Source organism: Petrotoga sp. SL27 (genome assembly GCF_002924605.1).
In the GTDB taxonomy this organism is placed as follows: domain Bacteria; phylum Thermotogota; class Thermotogae; order Petrotogales; family Petrotogaceae; genus Petrotoga; species Petrotoga sibirica.
The window spans coordinates 28,870-41,600 of the sequence record NZ_JAIP01000011.1; the positions used below are offsets into that span (position 1 = coordinate 28,870).

A 12,731-nucleotide genomic window follows, 5' to 3' on the forward strand; every position below is an offset into this window, starting at 1 on the left:
ATCTTACTTTTTAAATCTCAATTTCTTTCAATTTATCTTGCATTTGCAATACTGTTTTTAAGACTTTTCCCAAGGTATGAATATTGTTGACAAGTTCTTCTATATTTTCTTTCGATGCGAGTAAGTTGTTGGTGTTTTCTTTAAGTTCTTCTTTTTCTGCAACCAAATTTTGTGTTAATTCATCCATGAAGGCTAAATTTCCACTTAACGTAACAAGAGCAGATTCAATCGAATCGGTTATAGTTACAAATATTGCTTCTAAGTTGTTGATTATTTCTTTGACTTCTAATACCTGATTTGAGAGGCTTAAGATCCTTTCAGATATTTTACTTGATGTATTGTTAGTTTCAGACGATAGTTTTTTAATTTCCTCTGCTACTACGGCGAATCCTCTCCCGGCTTCTTTTGCTCGGGCAGCTTCTATTGAGGCGTTTATCGAAAGTATGTTAGTTTGTTTGGCAACATTTTTTATCACGTTAGTTAGTTCTTCTATCTCTTGAAAATTATCCATCAAATTCGATACACTTTCCAAAGATTTTTCAACATCTTTTCCTACTTCATCAAAATCCTTACCAAATTTTTTCAATTTGGAGATGATTTCTTCATTATTGACAGAAATTCTTTTTTTCTCTTTTTCTCCAGTTTCAACTGTTCTTTCAATTACATTTGAAGTGTTCTCTATACTTTCTATTAGTTCTACAAGGGTTTCTCCAACTATATTAGTTGAATCGTTAACTTCCTTAAACCTCTCTCCCAATACTTCCTCGAGTTTTTCAATGAAAGAAACAAGAAGATTTTCATGGTATACACTTTTTGCTAATCCTTTTATGGTATCGGTATAATTTTCCTTTTCACTCATTTTGCCCCAACCTTGTAGATTTCATCTATTAGATCTGTTCCACATTCTAAAGATTCAAACCAGTTCAGGAATTCTTTATATTCAGGCTTTTTATATATAGCCCCATGCTGCGGCGTCATCTGTTCAACATCCAATTTTTTAACGATATCAACCCATTTTTTGCAAACTTTGCTGGATGCCATATACCTTTTATGAAACCCTTCAATGTATTTTATATGTTTTGAGAAATTTTCTACAAAAACCTTATCTTTACCTTCAGGGAAAACAGATACTCCTATATCCCCCGAAAAGAGTATTTTGGAGGTTGGATCGTAAAGGTTGAAATTACCTGTTGAATGTAAGAAATGTGCAGGAATTATCTGCAATTCAGCACCATCTTTAAATTTTATCTTTCCTCCGGAATCTTCTATCAAAACCATCCTAGATTTTTCAAAAACTCCAAAATGGGGTAAAAACCTTTTCCATAATTTAGATATATAAAATTTCGTTTCCAAAACGCTGTCCCACAAAGTTATTCCCGATGATACATCGGGATCTTGGTGGGAATAGAACACATGTTTTATCTTACCCAAGTCAATAAACTCAACAACGCTTGCAAGAACCCTTGGAAATACATGAACTCCTCCCGGATCAAGTAATACACCTTCATCGTTATGAACAATTAGATACTGATTTGTTGGAATACTTTCTTGACTTTTTCTTTCCGATCCTAAAAAAATAAATTTGTGTTTACCGTTGTCAAATAGTGTTGTGAAACTTTCGTTATCCATATTATCCTCCTTTTTTGAGTCCTTTATACTATATTTAGAAACTCTGAACCCTTCTTTAAAAATTGTTTATAGAATTCAAAAACTTTTAAAATACCTCCAACATTCTAAGTTACATATATCTGCTTAAGCTCCCCTTCCCCCAGCAGCCCACCCATCTGTATGAATTCTTTAAAATGGAATATTTATAAAGCTAACATCAAAAGAGCCTAATTCTGTTTCATTTTTTGGTATATTAATTTCTCCATCTTTCACCAGTTTTTCCAAAAAAACTAATTCAGCAATAACTTCATTTGGAACCATTCCCTTCGTATATTTCATTGGAGAGATTCCCATACCTCCATCTTCTATTCCTAGAACATGATGGCCGTAATTAAAATTTCTGTCGTATAATGCAGATCTGATCCCTTCGAATGCAGCAACATCAACCTTTTTTCTTGAACTTGTTAAAACATACCCCGGTGCCATATAATCTTGGTCCATATCGTATCCAATTACGAAATACCCTCGCCCTTTTTCAAAGTACTTGTCTATAATTTGGTTTAAAGAGGCGTTATTAGGCAGGCCATAAAATGATGAGCCTACTTCTTTGGCAGCATCTATAACAGCTGCAGTTGTTACCCCTGTGAAAATAATATCAGCTCCATGATTGTAATGTGAAAGAGCTATTTGTTTGGTTTTTGAGGAATCTGTAAAGCTTCCTACGTAACCAGTAATAACCGTTACGTTTTTCCCTTTGATTTCATTAAAAGCTTTAACTCCCGAACGATACCCCATTTCATACCTTTTAACAGGTGGGATTTCTAACCCCCCGATAAAGCCCACTGTATTAGTTATTGTCATAGAAGCCGCCAAATACCCGAGTAAAAATCCACCTTCTTCTTCTTTAAAAGTATAAAGAGCTAAATTAGAAGGAATTACTTGATTAAGAGATGGTTCTATGTCTATCCCTATGAAAAAAGTGTCAGGATACTGCATTGCAATATTGAACAAAACATCTGCCATCATGAATCCAACACCTATTACTACATCTCCTCTTTGAGCCGCGTTGGTTAGATTTGGAACGTAATCAGTTTGTTCTTTAGATATGAGTATTTCTGCTTCAATATTAGGGAGCCGTTCAACAGCCATTTGAACACCAGCCCATGTACCATCGTTGAAAGATTTATCTCCAAGTCCTCCTGCATCCGTCACCATAATAACCTTTAACCCAAACATGTTCACAAACATAATAAGCGCTATCAAAAGAACAAAAACTTTTTTCATGCTTATTACCCCCATATAATTGTTTGTTGTTTCTACAAACTTTAAAACATATTATTTTTCCTTTCAACTAGTAGCTCAGCTTAATACTCGCCATTGATTGACAGCTGTCAAATTTTCTGCTATAATAGTTTTTGTCTTTAGCAAGCCCCTGTAGTTCAACGGATAGAACGGTGGATTCCTAATCCACAAATGAAGGTTCGACTCCTTCCAGGGGCACTTTTTTATAGCCTTTGAGCTGGGTAATAATTTATGAGTCCATCGTTAGTGATAGAAATTACATCAATTTGAATTTCATCAAATTCTATGTTTTTATGAGTAGCTAAGAAATAATTCCCTGTTTTCATTATTTTTTTTAATTTTTTAGAATTTACCCTAATAGCAGGGTCACCGAAGGTCTTTTCCCCACCTTTTACTTCTACAAAATGTAATATTTTGTCTTTTAAAGCTATTATGTCTATTTCACCGTACCTGTAAGAAAAATTCCTTGCAATTATTTTATATTCTCTATTCAAAAAGTAAGAAACAGCTTTGTCTTCGTAGACTTTTCCTTTTGTATTCAAATTATTCTTCCTCGTTAACATGTATACCAGGTACAGTGAGGAAACCGTCTTTAGTTTCTGGAAAGTTGTTTATTATTTCTTTTTTGTTTTCAAAGCTTTCTACTTCATCTTTTCTTAAAACGGAAGTCGAGAATTCGACTGGGGAGATCATTTCTTCAACCCCGTCAACGTCTATTTCATCCAATATTTTTAGATAATCTAATAAATCGTTTAGATCTTTTTTTATTTTTTCTTCTTCACTTTGATTCAATTCTATGTTGGAAAGTTTTTTCAATTTCTTTATTAATTCGTTATTTATTTCCATAATTTGTTACTCCTTTCTTAATTCAACCCTAAAATGAGCTTTACTTTCCCATTTTTTATCTCAAATTTCTCTATGCTTATATTTTTACTCACAGGGTTCTCGGGGATGTTGATAATTATGGTCTTTTCGTTTAATTCAACAAATTCCGGAAGTTCTTCTTTTTTGATCATTTTTGTAGGAATATTTTGAAAAAATTCGTATCTTCCTGTTAGGAGCTTAGGGTACGCCTTTAATTTTAAATAGTAATTGAACATCAACACCTTGAATCTAATTTCGTTATCGTTGAACTCTATATTCGACACGTGATCAAATATGTTTTTCAGGAAGTAAAATTTACTGTTTTCTAAAACTTTTATCAGGAATTCTTTGGCTGCCTCTTCGTCTATTTCCAACGATATTTCTTTCATTATTCACCACCTATTTTTTGAAGTCGAGAACTAATTCAAATTTTCCATCTTGAAGAACAAATCGAGAAATTTTTAAAGATTTTAACATAGTATCTATAAAAGGATTTATTTTTATTTTATTAAAATCTATTAGAATTTCGTAATCTTTTGAAGAAACCGCTTCACTGAATTCTGAAAGTATATAGAATATGCCTTCTAAAATCTTTCTAACCCCTTCATCACCACTCAAGGACAAACGTAACTTACCGTTTTCTAAATCTTCAGGCTTTTCTAAAATTTTAATTAAAGTTTCTACCGTTGAATCTTCCCCTAAAAAATTAACCTCCATTTGAAAATTTATTCCATCTTCCCTCAGTTGTACATTCAAATTTTTTAGGCCTTGCACTTGAGTATTTTCTTCTATAACTTTGTCTATTAACCCATTTATAAATTCTTCATCAACTTCGATTCTTAAACTCCCCAATTTAATTCCTCCTTTAACTTTTGATTTTTCTCTTTCTATAGAAACCTTTAGTAAACATTCACCCCACCAAAAGAAGCTGAAATCTTTTTAAGAATTATACCATAAAATTCATCCTATCAATCAAAATTATGTGGTACAATTAGTTGATTTAAGCTTTTAAAAATATTAATTTAATTACGAAGGGGTGAAATTCATATGATTCCTCCCGATTTTATCAATACTGAGGCTTTTACAAATCTCTATTTATTACTAGTTAATTCAGTCTATATTTTGTTGCCTTTATCCTTAATACTTTTGCTTTTTTCAAAAATTTCTTCCCAAGTTACTATTTTTCTTTTGGGTGTTTATGCGTCTTATTCCATATTGATACCTTATTTGCTTAAAATCCCGTTAATCAGTAACTTTGTCCTTACGTTTGGTGATTACAGTTTTTTTATTTATTTGATATTTAGTTTGATCTTCGGCTTTGTATTCTATCATCTGGTTAATATAGCCTTTGTAGTTGGTGGTTTTCTCTTAGGGGGATTGGTTGGTTATTCAATAGGAACTTTTATCATCTCTTCAAATGGAGAATGGTTGAATAATTTACCTTTTTCCATTTCTTACATTCCCTGGATAATTTTTGCTATCTTAGGTGTTATTGTTGCCATAATCTTTTCAAAGAATTATCAGTCGATTATTTCAATCATCTCTGTAATATTTGGCGCTTTTATTCTCTCTTTTTACACCATCTATTTATTGGAAAAACACACATCCATAACCATAGGCAATAATTCTTTGTTGAATGGATGGGAACAGCTAAGTCAACCCGAGTTTTTTGGTATTTTTATTTCTCTTATCGTATATATGATCATAGGTTTCTACTTAATTGTAAGATCTAACAGAAAAAAAGCAACTAATTAAAACATTCTTGGAGGAGGTAGATGACCCAATCTAAAATATCAAAACCTATAGATCTTTTGGCTAGTAAAATAAAAGAACTCAGGCCGATCATCAAGGATGAAGTTGAAAGAAGATTTGAAGAGTTTAAACAGATTGGCCAAAATGGTGATGAATTGGATTTATTCAGTGAGTTATCTTTTTGTGTGTTAACGGCAAATTGGAGGGCAAAGGGGGGCATAAAAGCACAGAAATTAATCACAAAAGAAGGTTTCGCTTATTACAACGAAGAGCAATTAATATCAAAACTAAAAGAAGTTGGGCATAGGTTTCCAAACACCCGATCACGTTATATAGTTGAAAACAGATGGATAATCGGAGGTTTGAAAAACTTACTTCAAAAAGATATTTTAGAAAGTCGAAGATTTTTGGTTGAAAATGTAAAAGGTATAGGTTGGAAAGAAGCTAGCCATTTTTTAAGAAATGTTGGAAAAGAAGACGTCGCTATATTAGATAAGCATATATTGAGAGTTATGAAGGATTATAACCTTGTGAAAGAAGTCCCTAAACCTTCTTGGACAGAGAAAAAGTACACAAAGCTTGAAAAAGAACTCATCGCTTTTTCAAGAATCATTGGAGAACCATTAGGAAAATTAGATCTGTATCTATGGTATATGGAAACTGGGCAAATAGACAAATAAAAAACTATTAACATACATAACATATGAAATTTCACATAAATTTGATACGCTACATGATGATTAGTTGTCATTTTTTATCAATAAATACAAAAAGGGGGAAAGATAAAATTGCCTCTGTATAAGCATAAATGTAAAAATTGTGGTTATGAGTTCACTGTATTGCATTCTATGAATGAAACACCTGAAGTTAAATGTGAACTATGTGGTTCGGAAACGGAAAAGATGATTAGTAACGTTGGAATTTCTTTCAAAGGTGAAGGATTTTACATTACTGATTCAAGAAAATCCAAGTCAAAGTCTTCTTCGTCAAGTAAAGAATCAGATCAAATCGCTTCTTGACAAACAAATAGAGTTAAGGTATAATTAGAAAATGGAATAGGGCCATTAGCTCAGCTGGTAGAGCGACTGACTCTTAATCAGTAGGTCGTGGGTTCGACCCCCGCATGGCCCACCAGAATTAATTTAATATTATATAATATAATAAATAAAGAGGAAGTCACCCGCAGTTAACTTCCCACCCCGGGGAATGATCAAAAACCGTCAGGGGTACAAATTTTGAAAAAAGGCTCTTGGTTGAAAAAAGAGATTTTTTTGTATTTAAGAAATAACGGGTGACACAGATGTCACCCGTTTTTATCAATCAAACAAGGAAGGTGATTGTATATAAGCGATAAAGTCGCTAAAAATGCAGAAATCAGAGCTAGAAAAGTTCTGGTAATAGATCAAGATGGAAACAAATTAGGAGAGATGTCAACAAAAGAAGCGTTAAAATTAGCCGAACAAGCAGGAGTGGATTTAGTTTTGGTGGCTCCTCAAGCTAAACCTCCAGTTGCCAGAATGATGGATTATGGTAAATATATCTATGAAAAAGAAAAGAAGGAAAAATTAGCGAAGAAAAAACAAAAAAAGCAAGTCTTTAAAGAAATGAAATTCAGACTTAGAATCGATGAGCATGACTTCAATACCAAATTGAAAAAGATAAGGGAATTTTTAGAAGATGGTTATAAAGTAAGAGTAGTAATTATGTTCTTAGGTAGAGATATACTTTTTAAAGAAAAAGGTAAGGAAATACTTGACAAAGTGGTATCTAAGACATCCGATATTGCAAAAGTTTCCAGAGAGGCAAAATTATTGGGTAAAGATATGGATATTATTTTAGAACCAATCCCAATCACTGAAGACAAAAAATAAGTAATCTATATTCTAAAAATTAGGAGGAATCAAGATGCCTAAATTAAAAACAAAAGGATCGGCAAAAAAAAGGTTCAAAGTCACTAGTAGTGAAAAAATTCTTCGACATAGAAACAATGTTGGGCATAATACAGGCTTCAAGAAAAGCAGCCATATGAGAAGACTTAAAAAAGAGGTTGAAGTACCTAAGGAAATATCGGATAAAGTTAAGAAATCACTTGGACTAAAATGATGATTTGAATTAAACTTAAGTTAAAGGAGTGTATAGAATATGAGAATTAAAAGATCTGTTGCTTCTCGTAAAAAAAGAAAAAAATATTTGAAAGCGGCCAAAGGTTACAGAGGCGCAGTGAGTAGACGTTATTCGTTAGCAAAACAACAATATTATAAATCCGGAAAATACGCTTATGCGGGTAGAAAAAACAAAAAAAGAGATTACAGAAACCTTTGGATAACACGGATCAATGCTGCTGCCAGAGCAAAAGGATTGAAGTATAATGAGTTAATTCATGGTTTAAAATTGGCTAACGTCGACATAAACAGAAAAATGCTTTCTGAACTTGCCGTAAACGATCCAGATGGATTCAATGAATACGTAAATATTGCTAAACAATCTCTAACTGAAAGTGTACAATAACTACTAAAAGGGCGAATCCACTCGCCCTTATTTTTTTATCCACAGTCAGTTTAACTTCCCTTTTTAACCTAACCCCCATAACAGTTCATAACAATACTCCATTTCGATGACTATTAATAATGATCTCATGAGTTAACTTGACTGTACCCTCTGATTAGAGTATAATCTTCTTGATAGAGTGCTTTTATTAAGGATTATGGATTAAGTAGACACTTTAGAAATAAAAAGATTTTCAACAATAAAATTATGATTTTAAAAGGGTTACAGGGCGGGCGCAGAGTTTCTTAAGACATTAATGGATTAAGCTTTAGGAGGTATAAAAGTGGAGAAAAAAAAGAGCGAGAATGTAGTATGGCATGCTGGGAAGGTAAAAAAAGAAGATAGAGAAAGATTTTTAGGACAAAAAGGAGTAATCCTTTGGTTTACAGGGTTATCTGGATCTGGAAAATCAACTATAGCTCATGAATTGGAAGAAAGACTATTAAAAATGGAGAAATTATCGTATGTTTTGGATGGAGACAACATCAGGCATGGTTTAAATGGTGATTTAGGATTCTCTCCTCAGGATAGAGAGGAAAATATTAGAAGGATAGGTGAGGTTGCAAAATTGTTTGCAGATCTTGGGATAATTACAATGACAGCTTTCATTTCCCCATACAAAAAAGATAGGCAGAGGGTAAGAGAGTTAGTAAAAGAGGGGGAATTCGTAGAGATATACGTAAAATGTCCACTTGACGAATTAAAAAGCAGAGACCCAAAGGGTATGTACGAAAAGGCGATAAAAGGAGAAATAAAAAATTTCACAGGTATTTCAGCTCCCTACGAAGAACCTGAGAATCCCGAATTAATTTTGAACACTGATGTAGAAAGCATAGATGAATCGGTTGAAAAGGTTATTGAATATTTGAAAAACAATGTTATCATTTGAACAAATCTGGTGAGGAGCGGGGAAAGGTCGCTGAAACAGTTTTATGAATAAGACTTTGATTTTAAAAGGGTCACAGGGCGGAGCCCTCCTATCTGCCTAGCTAGGGACCGCAGGTCCCTTTCTTTGAGGGGGGAGCGTTTGCTGCAGGATGCAAACTTTGTTTTTTTGCAGCTTTGTGCAAAAAGCTTATTGCTGATTTGTGCAAAATGCTTTTTTAAATAAACTTTGATTTTGAATTTGGGGTTCTTAAGGGATTTACCCCTTAACGTCTAATTATGGAGGTCTAAAAAATGATTGAGCCACACGGTGGAAAATTGGTCAACAAAATAGCTACTGAAGAAGAAAAGAAAGAATGGTTAAATAAGTCGAAAGAGTTGAAAAGTATAAATGTAACTTATTTTGATCTATCTGAGTTAGAAAACATTGCAACTGGTCTATTCAGCCCTTTAGAAGGGTTTATGACAAAAGAAGATTACGATTCTGTTTTAAACAATATGAGATTATCTAACGGAACGGTATGGTCTATTCCAATAATTCTATCGGTAAAAAAAGAGATTGCAGACGAATTAAAAGTGGGAGAAGACGTATTGATAAAGAACCAAGAAGATTCAAAAGAGTACGCCATACTACATCTTCAAGAAAAGTTCGAAAGAAGGAAAGAAGAAGAGGCACTGAAAATTTACAAAACACAAGACAAAGCCCATCCTGGGGTGAAGTTTTTATACGAGCAAGGAGAGATAGCTTTAGGTGGAGAGATTACCTTACTCAACAGGATAGATCACGAAAACTTTCAAGAGTCCAGGTTCGATCCAAAAGATACAAGAAAGTTATTTTCTGAAAAGGGATGGAAGACGATAGTAGCCTTTCAAACAAGAAATCCCATACACAGGGCACACGAGTATTTGCAGAAAACAGCACTTGAAATCGTCGATGGTTTGTTCTTAAACCCGTTGGTGGGAAAAACAAAAGATGAAGACATTCCTTCTGATGTGAGAATGAAATCCTACGAAGTTATATTGGACAAGTATTACCCAAAAGAAAGGGTGTTTTTAGGGGTATTCCCTGTTAACATGAGATACGCTGGACCAAAAGAAGCAATCTTTCATGCGATATGTAGAAAGAATTATGGATGTACACATTTTATTGTAGGAAGAGACCATGCAGGTGTTGGAGATTACTACGGAACTTACGAAGCTCAAGAGATATTTGACCAGTTTAAACCCGAAGAGATAGGGATAGTACCACTAAAATTTGAGCATGCGTTTTATTGCAAAAAATGTGAAAACATGGCAACGGCAAAGACATGTCCACACGGAAAAGAAGATCATGTGTTCCTCAGTGGGACCAAGGTAAGGGAAATGCTTTCAAAAGGAGAAAAACCACCAAAAGAGTTCACAAGAGCCGAGGTTGCAGAAATACTCATGGAATATTATATGAACAAATGATTTAGTTAATTTTAGATAAAATATTAAAAAATATACAAGGCGTCTGCATAAGGCGCCTTTTTTGGGGGTTTGAAGATGCAAAATAAGGAAGAATTAAAGAAGACACTCAAAAGTATTAATGGAAGAGGATATAAGGCTTATAAACAGATACAATCAAACTGGTATGATTTTGGCTATTACAAGTTAGGGATACCCTACGTACAAGGAGATCCTTTTGCCAGTCCTTCCAGCATTCTAATTAGAATAGACCAACAAGTAACAAATTTTCCAGACTGGTTCTGGGAAAACAAGATAAGACAAACTGCAGTAGCTGATTTTTTAACCAGATTAATTGAGCAAGCCATAAAAAAATATAGCAAAGGTCAAAGGGGATCTGGAAAAAGCGGACTGATTGCCATTGCTAAGACAGGTCAGGAAGTATTGGAAAGAACCTCTGTTGAGTTTAATAAAGATATGATAGAAGCCCGGCTTAGTTTAGGTTTACCCGCAGCTGGTCGTAGAGTACTGGGCAACGAAGCTTTCAAAATGTTTTTTGAAGAACTACCTAAAATTATTAATTCTACTCTTTATTATGACAATATCAACTCTTCATCATTGGAAAAACATGTACAAGTCGTTGAGGATCAAGAGACTTTACGAGGAAAACTAGAGGAACAAAGATTGGTGGCTTTTATCGCAAATGGTTCAATTTTACCTAGACAAAGTGGGATTGATGATCGTCCTTTAACTGGCAATAAAGTTGTACATTTTATGTCACCACCGGAATATGAAGTAATCTTTGATCTTCCCCATCTAGGAAAAATTAAAGGGATGGGTGTTAAAGAAGGAATAACCCTTATTGTGGGGGGTGGATACCATGGAAAATCAACTTTACTCAACGCTATAGAAAAAGGAGTTTATAACCACATCCTTGGCGATGGACGAGAATATGTAGTTACTAGAAAAGATGCTGTTAAGATAAGAGCCGAAGATGGAAGAAGAATTGAAAAGGTTGATATTAGTCCCTTTATTAACAACTTACCTCAGGGTGAAACAACTACAGATTTTTGTACTGAGAATGCTAGTGGAAGTACTTCCCAGGCTGCCAATATTATTGAAGCCCTAGAGATTGGTACTAAACTATTATTAATTGATGAAGATACTTGCGCCACTAACTTTATGATTAGAGATTCCCGAATGCAAAGGTTGGTTGCTAAAGATAAAGAACCTATTACCCCTTTTATTGATAAAGTCAAAAGCTTATATAATGATTATAAAGTTTCTACTGTGACCGTAGTTGGAGGAGCTGGAGATTACTTTGATGTTGCAAATCATGTGATCATGATGGATGAATACAGACCTAAGAATGTAACAGATCTGGCACACAAGATTGCCAGAGAGCTTCCTTCCCAGCGAAAAAAGGAAAGCTCAGTTAAATTCGGTCGAATTTGTCGCAGGTTTCCCGATCCTGGTAGTATTAACCCTAAGCGGGGAAATAAATTAAAAGTTGAAGCCGCAAGCAAAGACGTTATTCATTTTGGTAGAAACAATATTGAATTGAGTAACCTTGAGCAGCTTTTAAATAGAGAACAAACCAAAACAATTGGTCATATCCTTGTCTTTGCTCTACAGGAAGGAATTATAGACGGTCAGAGCTCGCTGAGTGACATATTGAATAAAATCTTCAGTATTTTAGAAAAAAAAGGACTTAAAATTATTTCTCCTTTTAACTACCCTGATGGTGATTACGTAAAACCAAGACCGTACGAGGTAGGGGCCGCTTTAAATAGGTTACGAAGTCTTAAAGTAAAAAGAGTGGAAATTTAAATAGTATATTTTGTAAAACAAAACTTAGGCTTTTCACCAAAAAATCGATTTTGTGTGATAATATCACTAACTTTAGAGTTACTTACTCACAAGTTAGTAACTCATGAGTAAGTGAACTATTTTAATTTAATAAGTTTTAAAGATTTTGCACCCTTTAAAAATGAATAATTAATTTGATTGTAATAAAAATAGTTTATAATTTTTTTACCCTCCCCTGGTGGGATGGATAAAAAGGAGGTGATTTTATGAAACATGAAAAGGCTCTTAGAAAACTTAAAACAGCGCGTGGACAGATTGATGCAGCTATAAAAATGATTGAAGAAGAAAGATACTGTATTGATATATCTAAGCAACTGTTAGCCACAATTTCCCTTTTAAAAAATGCTCACTCTGAAATATTGAAAAAACACATAGAAACGTGCGTGAAAGATGCCACATCTTCTAACGATGCCGAAGAAATCAATGTAAAATTGGAAGAACTTGAAGAGGTTTTCGATTATCTCAAAAAAACTTAGAAA

Annotated in this window: 17 protein-coding genes and 2 tRNA genes; 12 read left to right on the forward strand and 7 right to left on the reverse strand. The window is 33.7% G+C overall.

Annotated features, from left to right (window positions below; all coding sequences use genetic code 11):
• Positions 1 to 10: 10 nt before the first annotated feature.
• From AD60_RS03650 to AD60_RS03660, 3 genes are all read right to left on the reverse strand, one after another.
• On the reverse strand, positions 11 to 859 hold the full coding sequence (locus tag AD60_RS03650) for a methyl-accepting chemotaxis protein (RefSeq protein WP_103927345.1): 849 nt from the start codon (positions 857 to 859) through the stop codon (positions 11 to 13).
• Entirely contained in the window at positions 856 to 1,629 is a 774-nt protein-coding gene (locus tag AD60_RS03655; RefSeq protein WP_103927346.1) for an MBL fold metallo-hydrolase, read from the reverse strand. Before AD60_RS03655 ends, AD60_RS03650 begins: the two co-directional genes overlap by 4 nt.
• 168 nt (positions 1,630 to 1,797) lie before the next feature.
• The gene (locus AD60_RS03660; protein WP_103927347.1) at positions 1,798 to 2,892 is read right to left on the reverse strand and encodes a BMP family protein; all 1,095 of its coding nucleotides are present in this window, start codon (positions 2,890 to 2,892) and stop codon (positions 1,798 to 1,800) included.
• 144 nt (positions 2,893 to 3,036) lie between these two features.
• On the opposite strand from AD60_RS03660, the gene AD60_RS03665 reads away from it, so the two are divergent.
• Positions 3,037 to 3,108: transfer RNA gene (locus tag AD60_RS03665), tRNA-Arg, on the forward strand.
• Between the two features lie 5 nt (positions 3,109 to 3,113).
• Here the strand turns inward: AD60_RS03665 and AD60_RS03670 are convergent.
• The 4 genes from AD60_RS03670 to AD60_RS03685 are packed head-to-tail and all read right to left on the reverse strand — an operon-like array spanning position 3,114 to position 4,626.
• Positions 3,114 to 3,452: a YraN family protein gene (locus AD60_RS03670; protein ID WP_158248368.1), complete on the reverse strand. Its 339-nt coding sequence runs from the start codon at positions 3,450 to 3,452 to the stop codon at positions 3,114 to 3,116.
• A 1-nt stretch (position 3,453) separates the two neighbouring features.
• Positions 3,454 to 3,756: an Asp-tRNA(Asn)/Glu-tRNA(Gln) amidotransferase subunit GatC gene (gene gatC, locus AD60_RS03675; protein WP_103927349.1), complete on the reverse strand. Its 303-nt coding sequence runs from the start codon at positions 3,754 to 3,756 to the stop codon at positions 3,454 to 3,456.
• Positions 3,757 to 3,773: 17 nt separating this feature from the next.
• Positions 3,774 to 4,163 (reverse strand): hypothetical protein, encoded by a 390-nt coding sequence (locus AD60_RS03680; protein ID WP_103927350.1) that lies wholly within the window; start codon positions 4,161 to 4,163, stop codon positions 3,774 to 3,776.
• Positions 4,164 to 4,173: 10 nt separating this feature from the next.
• Positions 4,174 to 4,626, reverse strand: a complete 453-nt coding sequence (locus AD60_RS03685; RefSeq protein ID WP_103927351.1) for a hypothetical protein — start codon at positions 4,624 to 4,626, stop codon at positions 4,174 to 4,176.
• 195 nt (positions 4,627 to 4,821) lie between these two features.
• Between AD60_RS03685 and AD60_RS03690 the strand changes: the two genes are divergently transcribed.
• From AD60_RS03690 to AD60_RS03740, 11 genes are all read left to right on the forward strand, one after another.
• The gene (locus AD60_RS03690) at positions 4,822 to 5,529 is read left to right on the forward strand and encodes a hypothetical protein (RefSeq protein WP_103927352.1); all 708 of its coding nucleotides are present in this window, start codon (positions 4,822 to 4,824) and stop codon (positions 5,527 to 5,529) included.
• Positions 5,530 to 5,576: 47 nt separating this feature from the next.
• The gene (locus tag AD60_RS03695) at positions 5,577 to 6,206 is read left to right on the forward strand and encodes an N-glycosylase/DNA lyase (RefSeq protein ID WP_370445631.1); all 630 of its coding nucleotides are present in this window, start codon (positions 5,577 to 5,579) and stop codon (positions 6,204 to 6,206) included.
• A gap of 108 nt (positions 6,207 to 6,314) precedes the next feature.
• Positions 6,315 to 6,545, forward strand: a complete 231-nt coding sequence (locus AD60_RS03700; RefSeq protein WP_103927354.1) for an FmdB family zinc ribbon protein — start codon at positions 6,315 to 6,317, stop codon at positions 6,543 to 6,545.
• A gap of 39 nt (positions 6,546 to 6,584) precedes the next feature.
• Positions 6,585 to 6,660, forward strand: a tRNA-Lys gene (locus AD60_RS03705).
• A 203-nt stretch (positions 6,661 to 6,863) separates the two neighbouring features.
• Entirely contained in the window at positions 6,864 to 7,397 is a 534-nt protein-coding gene (gene infC / locus AD60_RS03710) for a translation initiation factor IF-3 (protein WP_103927355.1), read from the forward strand.
• Positions 7,398 to 7,431: 34 nt separating this feature from the next.
• Positions 7,432 to 7,629, forward strand: a complete 198-nt coding sequence (locus AD60_RS03715; RefSeq protein WP_103927356.1) for a 50S ribosomal protein L35 — start codon at positions 7,432 to 7,434, stop codon at positions 7,627 to 7,629.
• A gap of 39 nt (positions 7,630 to 7,668) precedes the next feature.
• The gene (rplT, locus tag AD60_RS03720) at positions 7,669 to 8,034 is read left to right on the forward strand and encodes a 50S ribosomal protein L20 (RefSeq protein ID WP_103927357.1); all 366 of its coding nucleotides are present in this window, start codon (positions 7,669 to 7,671) and stop codon (positions 8,032 to 8,034) included.
• A gap of 322 nt (positions 8,035 to 8,356) precedes the next feature.
• A complete protein-coding gene (cysC, locus tag AD60_RS03725) occupies positions 8,357 to 8,962 on the forward strand; it encodes an adenylyl-sulfate kinase (protein WP_103927358.1) in 606 nt (201 codons plus the stop codon).
• 290 nt (positions 8,963 to 9,252) lie between these two features.
• Positions 9,253 to 10,407, forward strand: a complete 1,155-nt coding sequence (gene sat / locus AD60_RS03730) for a sulfate adenylyltransferase (RefSeq protein WP_103927359.1) — start codon at positions 9,253 to 9,255, stop codon at positions 10,405 to 10,407.
• A gap of 75 nt (positions 10,408 to 10,482) precedes the next feature.
• The gene (locus tag AD60_RS03735; protein WP_103927360.1) at positions 10,483 to 12,213 is read left to right on the forward strand and encodes an ABC-ATPase domain-containing protein; all 1,731 of its coding nucleotides are present in this window, start codon (positions 10,483 to 10,485) and stop codon (positions 12,211 to 12,213) included.
• A gap of 245 nt (positions 12,214 to 12,458) precedes the next feature.
• Positions 12,459 to 12,728 (forward strand): metal-sensing transcriptional repressor, encoded by a 270-nt coding sequence (locus AD60_RS03740; protein WP_103876088.1) that lies wholly within the window; start codon positions 12,459 to 12,461, stop codon positions 12,726 to 12,728.
• The last annotated feature ends 3 nt before the right edge of the window (positions 12,729 to 12,731 follow it).